The organism is Yersinia sp. 1252 StPb PI, from assembly GCF_048593885.1.
In the GTDB taxonomy this organism is placed as follows: Bacteria; Pseudomonadota; Gammaproteobacteria; order Enterobacterales; family Enterobacteriaceae; genus Yersinia; species Yersinia enterocolitica_E.
The window spans coordinates 36,762-52,637 of record NZ_JAZGQE010000011.1; the positions used below are offsets into that span (position 1 = coordinate 36,762).

Consider the following 15,876-nt stretch of genomic DNA (forward strand, 5'->3'; position numbering starts at 1 on the left):
AATCAAGCCACCGCGCATTCACGCAGCGGTGGCGTATATAAGAAAGGGTTATTTTGCTGGCTGGGTTGCGGCTGGCAGTGTTGGTACCTGTGCATCAAACCATTTTTCATAGATTTTGGCGTAAGTGCCGTCAGCAATGATTTTCTGTAAACCACTGTTGATTTTGGTGCGTAATTCTTCATTACCTTTCGCCACCGCAATACCGAAATATTGGCGCTCAAACTTGGTATCGGAAACCAGTTCAAAGGCTTTTTCCGGGTGGGTTTTCAGGTAGAACTTGGCGACACCTACATCACCTACGGCGGCAGCGATGCCATCTTCGTAGAGTTCTTGCAGCATCAGTGGCGTGTTATCAAAGCGTTTGATCGCAGTGCTGTTTTTACCCAGAACATCGGATACCACGATGTCGCCGGTGCTTGAGTTCACCACGCCAACATTCAGATCTTTCAGTGCCGCAATGGAATCAACTTTAGAGCCTTTAGCCACGACGATAGTTTGTTCGGCAGGGAAATAAGGATCTGAAAAATCAACCATTTGTTTACGTTTATCCGTAATGGTGATACCCGAAATGATGATATCGCGATCACCGGAGCCTAATGTGGCAAAAATCCCTTCCCACGGCGTATTCACCAATTTGACCTGAAAACCTTCAGCTTTACCGATAGCTTTGATGATATCTATATCAAAACCTTCCAGTTGTTTTTGGCTATTTTCATACTCAAATGGGCGGTAGGTACCACCGGAACCGACAACATAAGTCGGCTCGGCTGCAACAACGCTACCCGCAGACAATACGGCGGCCAGACAAGTTCCGACCAGCATTAAACGTTTAAACATGTGAATCTCCCGGTAAAAGTAGCAACGAGTTAAGGTAAATTTTTTATTTATGCAGTTTGAGTGCATAAAAATAAACTTTTATACCTATAAACTCAACTGTAATGGGGTTTATTTGTTTTAGGCGAGATTAAATATGCATTTTTAACTTGAGTGTTGGTATAAGCTAATGCCAAAAACAGTTTTTGCAGTGTTTATCTCTGCATGATTTGCAGGGGGGCAATAAGAGGTAGTGACAGCAGGGCTTACCGTGCACTCAAAACCAGCAATTAATGACATTTTGTAGATTTGCATGGTATTTTTGCCGGAAATCATCCTTAATCTGAGCTTTATGACCTATTTCCTTCACAGAGTGGAGTCCGACGAAAAGTTGTGGGATGATTAGGCAGTTTTTCAGGGGGCGGGAATGGGAAAACTTACACTACTATTGCTGATTTTACTTGGCTGGCTACAGTATTCACTGTGGTTGGGCAAGAATGGTGTTCATGATTTTGTTCGGGTTAAGGATGACGTGGCGCTGCAAGAGGCCAATAACGGCAAACTTAAAGCTCGGAACGATCAGCTATTTGCTGAAATTGATGATTTAAATGGTGGTCAAGAGGCTATCGAAGAACGCGCACGTAACGAACTGGGCATGATCAAGCCTGGCGAAAGTTTCTATCGTCTGGTTCCTGACCAATCCAGACGTAATGCGGGTATCCCTTCGTCGTCCAATAACGCGCAATAATAAATAATGAGTAATTTTGCAGTTTCCCTTCCTGACGTCATTGCGGTATTACCGGCTGCAGGTATTGGCAGCCGTATGCAGGTTGATTGCCCTAAACAGTATTTAACTGTGGCAGGCAAGACAATCATTGAACATGCTATTTTTTCTTTGCTTCGGCATCCACGCGTTCAGCGGATTATTGTGGCAATACATCCGCAGGACACGCAGTTTTCAACGTTACCTATTGCGCAGGACCCGCGGATCACGCTTGTTCACGGTGGTGAGCAGCGGGCTGATTCGGTGATGGCGGGCTTACAATGTGCAGGGCAGACTGAGTGGGTGCTGGTCCATGATGCGGCTCGTCCTTGTTTACATCTCGATGACCTTGAAAGGTTGCTGTCGATTATCGACCATAGCCATGTCGGGGGCATTCTGGCAGCACCAGTACGTGACACCATGAAGCGCAGTGAGGCCGTTGTCCAAATTGGCGATCATCCAGCCATTGCCCATACTGTAGATCGTCAAGCGTTGTGGCATGCCCTGACACCTCAACTTTTCCCGCTTGAGTTATTAAAAACATGCTTGGCCCGCGCCTTGCGCGAAGGGGCGGTGGTCACTGATGAAGCTTCTGCATTAGAACATTGCGGCTATCATCCGATATTAGTGTCTGGTCGTTCGGATAATATCAAAGTGACGCGCCCTGAAGATCTGGCCTTGGCCGAGTTTTATTTAACCCAACGTCAATAGCCCAACTAATGGGTGTTGCCGCCAGTAAATTCCAGCAGGCCTGGCCCAGTCATTGTGATTCTGGTGAGTAACAGCGGCTAATGCTGCTGCAACCTCAAGTAATAAAGGCATTATAAGGAGTGCAATTAATGCGAATTGGTCATGGTTTCGATGTTCATAAATTTGGCGGAGCTGGCCCACTTATTATCGGCGGTGTGCGTATCCCATATGAGATGGGCCTATTGGCACATTCCGACGGTGATGTCGCATTACATGCTGCTACCGATGCAATATTGGGGGCGGCTGCGTTAGGGGATATCGGCAAATTATTCCCTGATACCGATCCGGCATTTAAAGGTGCTGATAGCCGTGCTTTGCTGCGTGAAGCTTATCGCCGTATTCTGGCGAAAGGCTACCGGCTGGGTAATCTGGACATTACCATTATTGCCCAGGCGCCTAAAATGGCCCCCCATATCCCGCAAATGCGCGTGCATTTGGCGGAAGACCTACAATGTCATATGGATGATATCAACGTAAAAGCCACCACCACGGAACAACTTGGTTTTACTGGCCGTGGTGAAGGTATTGCATGTGAAGCCGTGGCGCTTTTGGTTAAAGCATAACAGGGTTAAGGCATAACGATGGACATGGAAAATCTAACCTGGCTGCACGGCAAACCCAAAGCGAGTGGCATTTTAAAAGCCAATCCCGAAGATTTTGTGGTGGTTGAGGACTTAGGCTTTGAACCTGATGGTGAAGGCGAACATTTGCTGATCCGTATTCGCAAAAATGGCTGTAATACGCAATTTGTTGCTGACTATCTGGCGCGTTTTGCCAAGCTTCATCCGCGTTTAGTAAGCTATGCGGGTTTGAAAGATCGCCACGCAGTCACAGAGCAGTGGTTCTGCTTGCACCTACCGGGCAAAGAAGCACCGGATCTCGCTACGTTCGAGCTGGAAGGGTGTGAAGTGCTGGAAGCAGTGCGGCAGAAACGTAAGCTGCGTATCGGTTCACTGAAAGGCAATGCTTTTACCCTGGTGTTGCGTCATATCACTGATCGTCAGGATGTAGAACAACGGTTGCAGCAGATTGCCGCACAGGGAGTGCCCAACTATTTTGGCAGCCAACGGTTTGGCCGTGGTGGTAATAATCTGGTGCAGGCTCGTCTGTGGGCGAATAATGAGATTCGGGTCAAAGAGCGCAGTAAACGCAGCTTTTACTTGTCCGCTAGCCGTAGTGCGATGTTCAACCTGATTAGCAGTTGCCGTCTGGCGCAACAGCAAGCAACCACGGTGCTGACAGGCGATGCTTTACAGTTATCTGGTCGTGGCAGTTGGTTTGTGGCCAGTGCTGATGAATTGGTGGCGTTACAGCAGCGTGTTGATGCGGGTGAATTGAATGTGACGGCCCCACTGCCAGGCGACGGCGAACTGGGAACGCAGGACGAAGCATTGGCTTTTGAACAGTCATGTATCGCGGATCAAAGTGAATTACTGGCGTTGATTAAGCGTGAACGTGTTGAGGCTGCTCGCCGGGCTGTACTGCTAAAGCCACAGAATATGGTGTGGAGCTGGTGGGATGACGTAACCCTTGAACTCAGCTTCTGGCTACCCGCGGGCAGTTTTGCCACCAGTGTGGTAAGAGAAATAATGAATCAGGATAATGCCGATGCTGCGGATATTGCTGAGTAACGACGACGGTATTTCTGCGCCAGGGATACAAGCGCTCGCCGCTGCATTGCGCGAGTTTGCGCAGGTACAAATCGTCGCCCCAGATCGTAATCGCAGCGGTTCTTCCAATGCACTGACTTTGGACTGTGCATTACGCATTACCACATTATCCAATGGCGATATTGCCGTGCAGCAAGGTACTCCGACAGATTGTGTCTATCTTGGGGTAAATGCGTTAATGCGCCCCCGGCCTGACATTGTGGTTTCCGGTATCAACGCAGGCCCGAACCTGGGGGATGATGTTATCTATTCCGGCACGGTGGCCGCCGCAATGGAAGGGCGGCATTTAGGCTTTCCTGCTCTGGCGGTGTCACTCAACGGCCATCAGCATTATGCTACGGCAGCAGCAGTCACTTGCCGTTTATTGCGTGCTTTACAACAAAAGCCGTTGCGTACCGGTAAGATACTTAATATTAATGTACCTGACTTACCCTTATCTGAAATTAAAGGTATTCGAGTTACACGTTGTGGTAGTCGCCATCCAGCAGAGCAGGTATTTTGTCAGCAGGACCCACGGGGGCAAGATCTCTATTGGATTGGACCGCCGGGGGAGAAATTTGATGTAGCACCGGACACTGATTTTGCTGCGATTGAACAAGGTTATGTTTCTATAACACCACTTCAAGTTGATTTAACCGCCTATGCGGCGCAAGACGTGGTTGAAAACTGGTTAGCCAACATTACTGGTTAAAACACCTAGGGTGACGAGGAATGGTAAATAAACGCATGCAGACATTGTTGATGCTGTTACGTCAGCAAGGTATTCACGACGAGCGCTTGTTACAAGCGATCGAAGCGGTGCCGCGCGAGCGTTTTGTTGATGAGGCGTTGTCCCATAAGGCATATGAGAATACAGCTCTACCTATAGGTTCAGGGCAAACTATTTCTCAGCCGTACATGGTGGCACGGATGACCGAATTGTTGCAATTGACACCGACTTCTCGGGTATTAGAGATAGGTACCGGTTCTGGCTATCAGACCGCAATTTTGGCGCATTTAGTCGAACATGTCTGTTCAGTTGAACGAATCAAAGGGTTACAGTGGCAGGCAAAACGTCGCCTAAAGCAACTGGATCTGCATAATGTCTCTACCCGCCATGGTGATGGCTGGTTAGGTTGGGCATCACGCGGGCCATTTGATGCGATCATTGTCACAGCAGCTCCGCCAGAAATTCCAAGTGCCTTACTTGAACAATTGGATGAAGGTGGGATATTAGTTCTTCCCGTTGGGGAGCAGGCTCAAACCTTGAAATGTGTGCAACGCCGTAACAATGAATTCCAAATTGAGACGGTAGAGGCCGTGCGTTTTGTTCCTTTGGTTAAAGGTGAATTGGCCTGAATAAATGCCTTTAGACCCATCATACTTCAAGCTGCATGTGCGTTGGCTGCGCTCAATTGCCGCCTTCCTGCAACTTGAATTATTTAGGGTATATTTCAGTCTTAATCTTTAACTAAAGTCGAAGTGCAGTTTTTTTGTGCTAAAGATTGGCCGAAAATCAGTAATATAAATTTTATGGTATGGCAGGCGCGGTATTGATAGCATGCGCGCTTCTGTATCTTGTTTCTTCAGTGCGAGTCAGCATGTGTCTTGCCTGCGCTGTGGAACCTTTTAATACTCGAAAATGAGTGGAATAGTCGTATTCGGCATGGCGTTTTAACAGTCGTTAACTGACCACTTTAACTACAGTGTAAAAGGTATTTTGGATATATCGCTTATTATTGCTGTCATGGGGGAAGCATGAGCACGGGAAGCCCAATGATTACATTACGCCGGGTAGCGGCATGTACGGTTATGAGTTTATGGTTGGTAGGTTGTAGTAATGACTCCTCAACATCTGCGCCAATCAGCAGTGTTGGCGGTGATCGTTCAGGGACCATGCTAAGTGGCTCGGATACGAATAGTTCCGGTAGCCGCATCGTTTATAACCGTAGTTACAACAGTATCCCCAAAGGAAGTTACAACGGTAATACCTATACCGTTAAGCGTGGTGACACGCTGTTTTATATTGCCTGGATAACCGGGAATGACTTCCGTGACCTGGCAGCAAAAAACAATATTGCTGAGCCATATAGCCTGAATGTTGGACAATCTATCCAGTTGGGTAATGGGTCGGGTGGTGGAATGTTAGCCGCGACCGATGCCACATCAGGTGGAATGACAAAACCGCCGGCAAATATTCAGAACACAACTACAACGGTTGATTCTCAATCAACTAGCGCGTATTCTGGAAACTCGGGTAAACAGAATGTTGGTAAAATGTTACCAGCGTCAGGGGCAGTTGTCGCTACGACCGCACCTGTTACCGCGCCAAGCAGTACCATCAGTGATCCAACCAGTAATGGTGGTCCAGTCAGTAGCTGGAAATGGCCAACTGAGGGTAAAACGATCGATAGCTTCTCGGCTTCCGAAGGGGGCAATAAAGGGATAGATATCGCCGGTTCTCGTGGGCAACCCATCTTCGCTACAGCAAACGGGCGAGTTGTGTATGCTGGGAACGCACTGCGTGGTTACGGTAATCTTATTATCATCAAACATAATGATGATTACCTGAGCGCCTACGCTCATAACGATACAATGCTGGTCCGGGAACAAGAAGAAGTGAAGGCGGGTCAAAAAATAGCAACCATGGGTAGCACCGGAACCAGTTCAGTTAGATTGCATTTTGAAATTCGTTACAAGGGGAAATCCGTAAACCCGCTGCGTTACCTTCCGCAGCGATAGATTGGGCAGAATACGCTGTATTCTGCTCGCCGGATTCACGGGTAGGAGCAGCATATGAGCCAAAATACGCTGAAAGTTAACGAGTTGCATGAAGATGCTGATTTTGATGAAAACAGTACGGAAACTGAAATTTTCGACGAAAAAGCATTAGTAGAGGATGAACCTACTGAAAGCGAGTTAGCAGAAGATGAGCTGTTGGCGCAAGGTGTTACCCAGCGAGTGCTGGACGCGACGCAGCTCTATCTTGGTGAGATTGGTTATTCGCCGCTGTTAACCGCAGAAGAAGAGGTTTATTTTGCCCGGCGTGCATTGCGCGGTGATGTGCCTTCACGTCGACGTATGATTGAAAGTAACTTGCGGTTGGTGGTGAAGATCGCCCGCCGTTACAGTAATCGCGGTTTAGCACTGCTGGATTTGATTGAAGAGGGAAACCTCGGTCTTATTCGGGCGGTGGAAAAATTTGATCCTGAACGCGGTTTCCGTTTCTCCACTTATGCCACTTGGTGGATTCGTCAAACGATTGAACGGGCGATAATGAACCAAACCCGGACCATCCGTTTACCTATCCATATCGTTAAAGAATTAAACGTTTATTTGCGTACTGCACGAGAACTTTCTCATAAATTGGATCATGAACCGAGCGCTGAAGAGATTGCTGAGCAACTCGACAAACCGGTTGATGACGTGAGCCGTATGTTACGTCTGAACGAACGTATCACTTCTGTTGATACACCGTTAGGCGGCGACTCAGAGAAAGCTTTGTTAGATATTCTGTCCGACGAAAATGAAAATGGTCCAGAAGATACAACGCAAGATGACGATATGAAGCAAAGTATCGTTAAATGGCTGTTTGAATTGAATGCTAAACAGCGCGAAGTGCTGGCCCGTCGTTTTGGTCTTTTAGGATATGAAGCAGCAACGCTGGAAGATGTTGGCCGTGAAATTGGTTTGACGCGTGAGCGTGTCCGCCAGATTCAGGTTGAAGGCTTACGTCGTTTGCGGGAAATTTTGCAAACACAAGGCTTGAGCATTGAGGCGTTGTTCCGTGAATAAATTTACCCGCCTTTCTGCAACACGAAATAGTTAGGGTATAGATAGTTATTCTTATAAAACACAAAAACGGTGAACAGATGTTCACCGTTTTTTTATGCCCGTTTACACCATATTCTTCAGGCGATAAATCCATTCCAATGCCTGACGTGGTGATAGTGAGTCTGGATCCAGTGCTTCCAATGCTTCAACCGCAGGTGGTGTCTCTTCATTTAACAACGTCAGTTGTGAGCCATCAATCTTACTGGCTGCGGCATTATTAGACAGGGACTCCAGCTCTTTCAGTTTTTGCCGTGCCCGCTTAATCACATCACGTGGTACACCGGCCAGGGCTGCGACTGCCAGACCATAACTTTTACTGGCTGCCCCATCCTGCACACTGTGCATGAAGGCGATAGTTTCGCCATGTTCCAGAGCATCAAGGTGGACGTTTACCACACCTTCCATTTTTTCCGGTAGGGTGGTTAACTCAAAGTAATGAGTGGCGAACAGCGTCATCGCTTTAATACGGCTCGCCAGATTTTCAGCACAAGCCCAGGCCAATGAAAGGCCATCATAAGTGGATGTACCGCGACCAATCTCATCCATCAGCACCAGACTTTGCTCCGTGGCGTTATGCAGGATATTGGCTGTTTCCGTCATTTCGACCATGAAGGTGGAACGGCCTGAAGCCAGATCGTCAGCGGCACCTACGCGGGTAAATATGCGATCAACCGGGCCAATGATTGCGCTTTCCGCCGGAACATAACTCCCCATGTGTGCCAACAAAACTATTAAGGCTGTTTGGCGCATATAGGTACTTTTACCCCCCATATTTGGGCCGGTAATGATCAGCATCCGCCGCTGAGGTGATAACGTCAGCGGGTTAGAAATAAAGGGCTCACTGAGAACCTGCTCGACGACCGGGTGGCGGCCAGCGGTAATTTTAATCCCCGGTTTATCACTCAGGGTTGGGCAGTTGTAGTTGAGTGTTTCCGCTCTTTCAGCCAGATTCGCCAGTACATCCAGTTCCGCCAACGCATTAGCACTGATTTGCAATTCAGGCAGATGTGGCAACAGAAGATCGAAAATCTCTTCATATAACCCTTTTTCAATCGCCAGCGCTTTGCCTTTAGAGGTCAGAACCTTGTCTTCATACTCTTTCAGTTCTGGAATGATATAGCGCTCAGCATTCTTCAGGGTTTGTCTACGGACATAATGAATCGGAACCAAGTGGCTCTGACCACGACTTACCTGAATGTAATAGCCGTGGACGCCATTAAAACCGACCTTCAGTGTATCCAGGCCCAGCTTTTCACGCTCACGGATCTCCAACCGATCCAGATAATCGGTAGCACCATCGGCCAGAGCTCGCCATTCATCGAGTTCAGCATTATAACCCGGCGCAATGACACCACCATCACGTACTAACACTGGCGGTGCTTCTACAATTGCCCGTACCAACAGATCCTGTAATTCATCAAACTGACCGACTTGTGACAGCAAATTTTGCACGTGGGGAACATCCACCGATTGCAGTAGACGGTGAATCTCCGGCAATTGCTGGAAAGCATGGCGCATCCGCGCTAAATCTCTTGGGCGCGCAGTGCGCAGCGCCAAACGAGCCAGAATACGTTCTAAGTCGCCTACCTGACGCAACGGCGTTTGCAGTTCGGCGGTGATATCTTGCAAGCCGCCGATTGCTTGTTGGCGATCGCTTAATATCTTGATATCGCGCACCGGCATATGCAGCCAGCGTTTTAGCATGCGGCTGCCCATTGCGGTCACACTGCAATCGAGAATAGCAGCTAACGTATTTTCAGACCCACCAGACAGGTTCTGGGTCAGTTCAAGGTTACGACGGGTCGCGGCATCCATCACAATGCCATCTTGCTGGCGCTCCATGGTTAAACCGCGGATATGGGGTAGAGAGGTACGTTGGGTATCTTTGACATATTGCAGTAGGCAACCCGCAGCGCGCAGTGCCTGATGGGCCTGCTCTACACCAAACCCGATTAAATCACGGGTGCCGAATTGCAGATTAAGCTGCTGGCGGGCGGTTTCTAGCTCAAACTCCCATAATGGACGGCGGCGCAAGCCATGCCGGTGTTCTATCAACGACATCTGCTCAAAGTTTTCTGGGTAAAGTAACTCTGCGGGATGCGTTCGCTGCAACTCGGCAGCCATGGTTTCAAGATCTGCGGGTTCCGCAACCCTAAAGCGACCGGAACTGATATCTAACGTCGCATAGCCAAAACCGCGCGCATCCTGCCAGATAGCCGCCAGCAGATTATCCTGACGTTCTTGTAGCAGAGCTTCATCACTGACAGTACCTGGTGTCACGATACGCACTACTTTACGCTCAACTGGCCCTTTACTGGTGGCGGGATCACCGATTTGCTCGCAAATTGCGGCAGATTCACCTAACTGGACCAGCTTCGCCAGATAGTTTTCTATCGAATGATAAGGTACCCCAGCCATCGGAATAGGCTCACCAGCGGAGGCTCCGCGTTTAGTGAGTGAGATATCCAGTAGCTGTGAAGCTCGCTTGGCATCACTGTAGAACAGTTCGTAAAAATCCCCCATCCGGTAGAACAATAGAATGTCAGGATGCTGGGCCTTGAGCCGAAGATACTGCTGCATCATTGGGGTGTGTGAATCTAAATTCTTATTGTCAATCATAGACATAATTTGTTTATTCCATTGAATTTAAAGTGAATTGTGATTTTAGTTATTATCATTAAGTATCACGTTGTCTCATAAGAAATCACCAAAACCCGCTTGTAAGTGTAGGTCAAAGTGTAGGTTGTTATGTAGGTTATGGTATAATTATACTCAATAAACGCACAACCTACACTTGGTAAGAAAAGCTGGATTTTAGCCTAATTAAGTCAAGTGGTTAGCCATAAAATGGATCTTATATGACGGATAAACCAGCAGGCAAACCTTTGTCATCCAAAGCTATCGAAATGATGAAGCCCACGGACAAAAACAAAGCCGATACGGGTGAATACCGGGGCTTGCGTGTGACTTGCGGCGCTTCTGGTATCAAGACCTTTTTCTACCGCTATACTAGCCCAGTGACCAATAAGCTGTCACAGGTAAAAATTGGAAGCTTCCCGCAAACCTCGCTCGCAATGGCCCGCATAAAGTTGCAAGAACTCAAACTAATCAGAAGTGAAGGGCGCTGTCCGGCGTCTGAGTTGAAAGATGAGAAGCAACGATTATTAGAAGAGAGTAAAAAACCTAAAGCGGCAGTGCTGACGGTTGAAGGGTTGGTTGAGCTGTACCTGACTGAACGTATAGAAGACCGTAAAAGTAATGACGGAAAAATCATTCCAGGAGCGCGTAAAAAGAAAGGGCAAAAGGAGGTGCGGCGTACATTGGAAAATGATGCAGTTACCAAACTAGGGACGCGTGTTGCAGCAGAAATCACCCGTCAAGATATCGTCGAACTTATTAATGGAGTGATTGAACGCGGTGCCAAAGTTCAAGCAGGAAACCTGTTGCGTGAACTTTCCTCTGCGTATGAATTTGCAATTGGTTTAGGGCGTTTCGATGACAACTTTGCGAACCCTGCACTTTTAGCTAAATCCAGTCTACGCCAGACCAATATCAAACTGACCTGTGAACGCGGCACTCGAATACTGAGTGAGAAGGAATTAGCTAAATTCCTCCATTGGCTTCCTGGCTCAGCTTATACGCCAACGATCAAAAACGTGCTGCGGTTGACGCTTTGGACTGGGTGTCGAACAGGAGAGGTCTGCAACATGGCATGGGATGATGTAGATCTTGATAAGGGCACTATTCATCTACGAGAAACCAAGACAGGGGTAGAGCGTTATGTCCAGTTATCTACCCAGGCTATCGACTTCCTTAAAGTTCTACGTCTCACCTCAGACAAATATCTATTCCCTTCGCAGGCAACTAAGAAGCCGATCCAGCAGAAGTACCTGACCGAAAATTCATGGCGTTTACGTGAAAGCGGTCAAATGCTTGATATACCTCATTGGACGCCTCACGATCTGCGTCGTACAGTGCGTACAGGGCTATCTCGTTTGCAATGTCCTAATGAGGTTGCAGAGGCTGTGTTGGGGCATACGCGCGGCGGTGTTGAGGGGATTTATAACTTGTATAAATATGATGCCGAGTGCCGGAAATGGTTGCAGGCATGGGCGGATTATTTGGATAGTTTGAATTAAGGAGATATAATTCGTGTCAATACAAAGACAAAGTAAAAATCATCATTACCTTCCAAAATGCTATTTAAGATCTTTCTCTCCAAATGGTTCTGAAAGTGTATTTCATATTGATTTGATCGGTAAAGGGAAAAAAGATCCAAACATACCAGAATATATTCCACCCAAAGTATGTATATTAAGGAATATTGAGAAGTTTGGGTTTGAGATGCATAGGAATACTGTTTTAGATTTAGAAACAGAAAAAAATGACACACGATTGGTTGAAGATTTATTTGGCAAGATCGAAGAGATTTACCCCGATATTTTGGATCAAATTAATGATATTGTAATCGATGAGACATTCATAAATGAGGTTTATGATGATGATTTGATTCGAATGATAAATATTCTATGTTCGATAATGCTATCTAGATTGCCTACTGTAGATGCTAGGTTTTCAAATCTGAACAATGAACTTTCTGAGTGTATGGGTTATCTAAATAAACATGGTGAAGAGTTTTATCGTTATATAGGAGATTCAGAGGGTTTTTCTCCAATTTTGTTTGATGAAAAAACTTCAGAATTAGTCGAATTCCTTTCTGATGCTGATGCTGATGCTGATGCTGATGCTATTCGTAATCTTATTGATAAGTCAGTAGTGAAACTAGTTAAAAGAGTGGCTGGTTTTATGCCTATATTAAATGAAATAAAAATGGATGGGTTTAATATGTTTATATTGAAATCTGATCCAACATTACCATTCATTAGCTGTGATTTTCCATTTATAACTGAAGGTGATGAATATACATTATCCAATGGTTTTATCTTTGTCTTGTCACCTTCATTAGCTTTATGTTGTTCAATGACTCCCCCTGAGGATTTTAATTCTTTGAGTTTTGCTAGTTATGTTAATGATAAAATGAGGTTGTCTGCAAACCGCTTTATGATATCAAATAATAAAGCGGTTCTTGATGAAGTTATTAAGGCATGGCATTCATGTAATACAGTATCTAGCGTATAAAATAAATCAGTTTAGTCATGGTGTTCTTATTGGAAGAACACCATGATACTTTAGTATTACAATCTGTAAATATAATTACAACTTGCAATATACGATGCCAATATTCATATCCCTAACATCGGCTGTAGCCTCAGTAGTGGCGATGAGTGTACCTTGCTAATTTGTTTAATAAAGGGGTGTTAATATAGAGACCTTTTTCTAATTCAGCTGCCGGATGTATAATGGGAAAATCAATGTATTAATGGCTATAGTGGTAAATATAATGATGTTTTCGTGGGATTTCCTTTCGGGTTAAAGTATCAATGGCTTTACCCAAAAGGATCCCTTGTGTGGGCTGAAAATGTTACAAACCAAATACGTTAATGTAAAACTGCCCGTTACTATCATCCGTTTTCTGGATGTTATATGTTATCGGTAGTTCATTTGTTTTCTCGGGTAAAGTCATTCTCAAGTCAGCAGAGCATGAGTAGGCATCTAGCGAGGAGTCATGCTTTATAGTTCTGACATTAATAATCGCTAATTGAATATTATCTGCATCCTTAGGCACCATTCCTGCCATCTGTGAGTTCCTGAGTTGGTCAAATTGTTTCTTAATTTGCTTTTTCGAAATATCAACCACAAGGCTTTTAGCATCATCACTATTACATTTTGGCGTGCTATCTCCGCAACCAACCAGTAAACTTGCAGCTATAAATAATAAAGCCATGTTCAATTTCATTTTATCAATCCTTGTTTATCTTATTATTTAATGTTCTTTTCCAGACGTAGACGTTCAACTATTCGGGCTGCGCGGCTATAGCCCACTCGAAAATGAAGTTGTACAGCTTTGACTTTAATTTCAGTTAACCCTTCCTGAATAATCAGTCGACGTGTTTTATCGTAAAGATTTGCGTCCATTTTATGGTTAAGATCATCCTGCTCTTGTTCACTCACAGTCCTTTTTCCTGCATTTCCTCGCTATTTCTTCCGGTAAATCCCATCCATTGCTCCAACAGCTGTCATGCCGCAATAACCTTCACACCCCTTGGTCATTACCGTCACCTTACCGCTGTTCTGTTCGCTGATTACCGCCACACACTGGCTTGACGTATCATTATAAACCCATCGATGTTTCTGACTTTCACCGGCACCAATAGATTGCGCTGAGCCGGCCATATTGCAGATGCCAGAAGCATCTTTACTCGCTGCGTTAATACTGAATTCAACACTATTGCTGCCTGCTGCCAATGATAGTGATCCGTTTTGTTTGACGTAATCTGCGGCGGTTGCCAGTGTTGATGCACCCAATAGTAGGGTGGCTAAAATGACTCTTTTCATTGTTACTCCTTGTCAGTTAATACGAATGTTTTTAGTGATTTTCCCGAATGTTAGCGGCCTGCGCTTTTCAACATAGAAATAGGCGACGTTGAATGCAGACTTTTTATGATTACCTTTCCCGAGCGAAGGCCAGTCCCGAAAAGCCTCTATTTGGGCTTCTGAATAGGGTGTGAAAGAGAAATCGAACAGTACCAGCAACGCCTTGCCGTCGAACTTCATCAACTTCTTCATTTCCGTGCTATTGACCGTTGCTGAAACCGTTGACTTGGCTGCGGTGGGCTTACGGACGGCGAATTCTACAGCCACGTCATCAATCACAAAATCGATATAGCCGTTCCCCGTAATAGAACCTGGGAGCTTCCCTTTCACTTCCGGCGAAACATCATCCGAAAAACACCCTAAAAGGTAGCAACGTACCAGTGGAAGTAGTTCCCTTTCACTGCACTCATTTAATCGTAATGTTTTTACAAACGCAGTGCGGTAAAGGGAATGAAAGAAATATTCAAAACTTTCCATTACCGAGGTGATGGTGGTTGCCATGGCTATTCCTTGCCGGATTGTATTGAAGGTATTTTGTTAAAATATCGGCTGGGCCATATCTGCTCGGGCATCATGTCCAGCGCCGCCGCTATCAAGCGTTCTGCCTTCGGGTAGTGCTGGCTGAAGGCATTATTCAGTGTGCGGGAGCCTAATCCCTGATCGCGAGATAACTGCGCCAAACTCAATCCACGCTTGTGCAATGCAGCCACAATGTCAGCCCTGTGCCAGTCCTTAGCCCTTCCTTTAGTTCGCTTTTTTTGCGATGCTACGTGGTTATTCACAGTGTTAACTCCTCTGTATCAGTACAGGGATATTAAATGCGAATAAAAGGAACTTATCAAGTTCTCTTTGTGGTCTTTATTTGAGTTCTTTTTTAACGTATTGATATTCTGGATTAAGTTTATGAAAAATATTTTGGATGTTGCTTCTCATCAAGAGAACCAAAATGATAGCGTTCATGATGATGAACAGTGGCTAACAGCACAGGATTTTGCAGGTAAACCGGGGATGCCGGGGACTGCAAAGGGTTGTCGCTTGCGTCTGGAAAAGCTGGCGGCAATGCATCCAGAAATCAGGAGAAAGAGAACAGGGCATAAGGGCTTTGAGTACCATATCCGCGCTGCGGGGATGTCGCTGAAAAGTGAGCGGGCAGAGCAAGCAACCCAATCCACCGTCTCTCCATACGGCACTGACGAACAACTCAATCTCTGGGTGCAACTGTTCAAAACGATGAAGCCCCATTCCCGTGACAGATTATTGAAGCAGGCGCTTGAACAAGTGGCTGACGATCTTGCTTTGAACAAGCCCGCTTTGCCAACAGAAGTGATTTCATTGGCCCATCAGTTATTAACTTTTTCGGAAGAGCAGCGCAAACAATTGCTGGAGACTATTTCTAAGCAATAGCGCGCGTGAAGTTATTATTTATCCTACGTTAATCCCCGCTTTGTTAATTCAGCTAATAATGGTTTCTTTATGAAACTATTTGCTCACCACGTGTCATATTTGGTATAATGTCATTATTGGAAAGTGCTAATTACTAGCGTCCAGTCACTCAAGTCATCATTTAATTAA

General features: G+C 45.9%; 18 protein-coding genes. 11 read left to right on the plus strand and 7 right to left on the minus strand.

All coding sequences use genetic code 11. The features are described 5' to 3' along the window. Positions 1-48 precede the first annotated feature (48 nt). The gene (locus tag V2A85_RS03305) at positions 49-837 is read right to left on the minus strand and encodes a basic amino acid ABC transporter substrate-binding protein (RefSeq protein ID WP_372558063.1); all 789 of its coding nucleotides are present in this window, start codon (positions 835-837) and stop codon (positions 49-51) included. A 403-nt stretch (positions 838-1,240) separates the two neighbouring features. On the opposite strand from V2A85_RS03305, the gene ftsB reads away from it, so the two are divergent. The 8 genes from ftsB (at position 1,241) to rpoS (ending at position 7,770) form a co-directional block, all read left to right on the plus strand. Next, on the plus strand, positions 1,241-1,561 hold the full coding sequence (ftsB, locus tag V2A85_RS03310) for a cell division protein FtsB (protein ID WP_083160397.1): 321 nt from the start codon (positions 1,241-1,243) through the stop codon (positions 1,559-1,561). Positions 1,562-1,567: 6 nt separating this feature from the next. Beyond that, positions 1,568-2,287: a 2-C-methyl-D-erythritol 4-phosphate cytidylyltransferase gene (gene ispD / locus V2A85_RS03315; protein WP_420070880.1), complete on the plus strand. Its 720-nt coding sequence runs from the start codon at positions 1,568-1,570 to the stop codon at positions 2,285-2,287. A gap of 128 nt (positions 2,288-2,415) precedes the next feature. Further along, positions 2,416-2,889, plus strand: a complete 474-nt coding sequence (ispF, locus tag V2A85_RS03320; protein ID WP_083160395.1) for a 2-C-methyl-D-erythritol 2,4-cyclodiphosphate synthase — start codon at positions 2,416-2,418, stop codon at positions 2,887-2,889. 18 nt (positions 2,890-2,907) lie between these two features. After that, entirely contained in the window at positions 2,908-3,957 is a 1,050-nt protein-coding gene (truD, locus tag V2A85_RS03325; protein ID WP_420070881.1) for a tRNA pseudouridine(13) synthase TruD, read from the plus strand. After that, positions 3,935-4,687, plus strand: coding sequence for a 5'/3'-nucleotidase SurE (gene surE / locus V2A85_RS03330; RefSeq protein WP_083160391.1), 753 nt, complete (start codon positions 3,935-3,937; stop codon positions 4,685-4,687). Before truD ends, surE begins: the two co-directional genes overlap by 23 nt. 20 nt (positions 4,688-4,707) lie before the next feature. After that, positions 4,708-5,334, plus strand: a complete 627-nt coding sequence (locus V2A85_RS03335) for a protein-L-isoaspartate(D-aspartate) O-methyltransferase (protein ID WP_050086457.1) — start codon at positions 4,708-4,710, stop codon at positions 5,332-5,334. A 417-nt stretch (positions 5,335-5,751) separates the two neighbouring features. Then, positions 5,752-6,717 (plus strand): murein hydrolase activator NlpD, encoded by a 966-nt coding sequence (nlpD, locus tag V2A85_RS03340; RefSeq protein WP_372559824.1) that lies wholly within the window; start codon positions 5,752-5,754, stop codon positions 6,715-6,717. 54 nt (positions 6,718-6,771) lie between these two features. After that, entirely contained in the window at positions 6,772-7,770 is a 999-nt protein-coding gene (gene rpoS / locus V2A85_RS03345; RefSeq protein ID WP_019210991.1) for an RNA polymerase sigma factor RpoS, read from the plus strand. Between the two features lie 102 nt (positions 7,771-7,872). Here the strand turns inward: rpoS and mutS are convergent, their stop codons facing one another. Further along, complete coding sequence (gene mutS / locus V2A85_RS03350) at positions 7,873-10,428, minus strand: DNA mismatch repair protein MutS (RefSeq protein WP_420070883.1); 2,556 nt, start codon at positions 10,426-10,428, stop codon at positions 7,873-7,875. 239 nt (positions 10,429-10,667) lie between these two features. On the opposite strand from mutS, the gene V2A85_RS03355 reads away from it, so the two are divergent. Next, on the plus strand, positions 10,668-11,948 hold the full coding sequence (locus V2A85_RS03355) for a tyrosine-type recombinase/integrase (RefSeq protein ID WP_057532314.1): 1,281 nt from the start codon (positions 10,668-10,670) through the stop codon (positions 11,946-11,948). A 13-nt stretch (positions 11,949-11,961) separates the two neighbouring features. After that, the gene (locus V2A85_RS03360; RefSeq protein ID WP_057532315.1) at positions 11,962-12,948 is read left to right on the plus strand and encodes a DUF4238 domain-containing protein; all 987 of its coding nucleotides are present in this window, start codon (positions 11,962-11,964) and stop codon (positions 12,946-12,948) included. Positions 12,949-13,291: 343 nt separating this feature from the next. Here V2A85_RS03360 and V2A85_RS03365 read toward each other — a convergent pair whose 3' ends face one another. From V2A85_RS03365 to V2A85_RS03385, 5 genes are read right to left on the minus strand one after another with little or no spacing between them, the layout of a single operon-like run. Beyond that, a complete protein-coding gene (locus V2A85_RS03365) occupies positions 13,292-13,666 on the minus strand; it encodes a hypothetical protein (protein ID WP_057532316.1) in 375 nt (124 codons plus the stop codon). Positions 13,667-13,689: 23 nt separating this feature from the next. Then, the gene (locus V2A85_RS03370; RefSeq protein ID WP_057532317.1) at positions 13,690-13,881 is read right to left on the minus strand and encodes a hypothetical protein; all 192 of its coding nucleotides are present in this window, start codon (positions 13,879-13,881) and stop codon (positions 13,690-13,692) included. Positions 13,882-13,905: 24 nt separating this feature from the next. Then, positions 13,906-14,265, minus strand: a complete 360-nt coding sequence (locus tag V2A85_RS03375; protein ID WP_057532318.1) for a hypothetical protein — start codon at positions 14,263-14,265, stop codon at positions 13,906-13,908. A 12-nt stretch (positions 14,266-14,277) separates the two neighbouring features. Continuing rightward, a complete protein-coding gene (locus tag V2A85_RS03380; protein ID WP_057532319.1) occupies positions 14,278-14,805 on the minus strand; it encodes a hypothetical protein in 528 nt (175 codons plus the stop codon). 2 nt (positions 14,806-14,807) lie between these two features. After that, entirely contained in the window at positions 14,808-15,086 is a 279-nt protein-coding gene (locus V2A85_RS03385; RefSeq protein WP_050105265.1) for a helix-turn-helix domain-containing protein, read from the minus strand. A gap of 121 nt (positions 15,087-15,207) precedes the next feature. Here V2A85_RS03385 and V2A85_RS03390 point away from each other — a divergent pair, with 121 nt between their 5' ends. Next, positions 15,208-15,708 carry a hypothetical protein gene (locus tag V2A85_RS03390; RefSeq protein ID WP_230675954.1) on the plus strand — a complete coding sequence of 167 codons (501 nt, stop codon included), beginning with the start codon at positions 15,208-15,210 and terminating at the stop codon, positions 15,706-15,708. The last annotated feature ends 168 nt before the right edge of the window (positions 15,709-15,876 follow it).

Excerpts from the sequence above, each read along its gene's own strand:
- mutS (WP_420070883.1), bottom strand. The coding sequence starts at position 10,428 with ATGATTGACAATAAGAATTTAGATTCACACACCCCAATGATGCAGCAG.
- V2A85_RS03355 (WP_057532314.1), top strand. The coding sequence starts at position 10,668 with ATGACGGATAAACCAGCAGGCAAACCTTTGTCATCCAAAGCTATCGAA.
- ftsB (WP_083160397.1), top strand. The coding sequence starts at position 1,241 with ATGGGAAAACTTACACTACTATTGCTGATTTTACTTGGCTGGCTACAG.
- V2A85_RS03380 (WP_057532319.1), bottom strand. The coding sequence starts at position 14,805 with ATGGCAACCACCATCACCTCGGTAATGGAAAGTTTTGAATATTTCTTT.
- V2A85_RS03305 (WP_372558063.1), bottom strand. The coding sequence starts at position 837 with ATGTTTAAACGTTTAATGCTGGTCGGAACTTGTCTGGCCGCCGTATTG.
- rpoS (WP_019210991.1), top strand. The coding sequence starts at position 6,772 with ATGAGCCAAAATACGCTGAAAGTTAACGAGTTGCATGAAGATGCTGAT.
- ispF (WP_083160395.1), top strand. The coding sequence starts at position 2,416 with ATGCGAATTGGTCATGGTTTCGATGTTCATAAATTTGGCGGAGCTGGC.
- surE (WP_083160391.1), top strand. The coding sequence starts at position 3,935 with ATGCTGCGGATATTGCTGAGTAACGACGACGGTATTTCTGCGCCAGGG.
- truD (WP_420070881.1), top strand. The coding sequence starts at position 2,908 with ATGGACATGGAAAATCTAACCTGGCTGCACGGCAAACCCAAAGCGAGT.
- V2A85_RS03375 (WP_057532318.1), bottom strand. The coding sequence starts at position 14,265 with ATGAAAAGAGTCATTTTAGCCACCCTACTATTGGGTGCATCAACACTG.
- V2A85_RS03335 (WP_050086457.1), top strand. The coding sequence starts at position 4,708 with ATGGTAAATAAACGCATGCAGACATTGTTGATGCTGTTACGTCAGCAA.
- nlpD (WP_372559824.1), top strand. The coding sequence starts at position 5,752 with ATGATTACATTACGCCGGGTAGCGGCATGTACGGTTATGAGTTTATGG.
- V2A85_RS03365 (WP_057532316.1), bottom strand. The coding sequence starts at position 13,666 with ATGAAATTGAACATGGCTTTATTATTTATAGCTGCAAGTTTACTGGTT.
- V2A85_RS03390 (WP_230675954.1), top strand. The coding sequence starts at position 15,208 with ATGAAAAATATTTTGGATGTTGCTTCTCATCAAGAGAACCAAAATGAT.
- ispD (WP_420070880.1), top strand. The coding sequence starts at position 1,568 with ATGAGTAATTTTGCAGTTTCCCTTCCTGACGTCATTGCGGTATTACCG.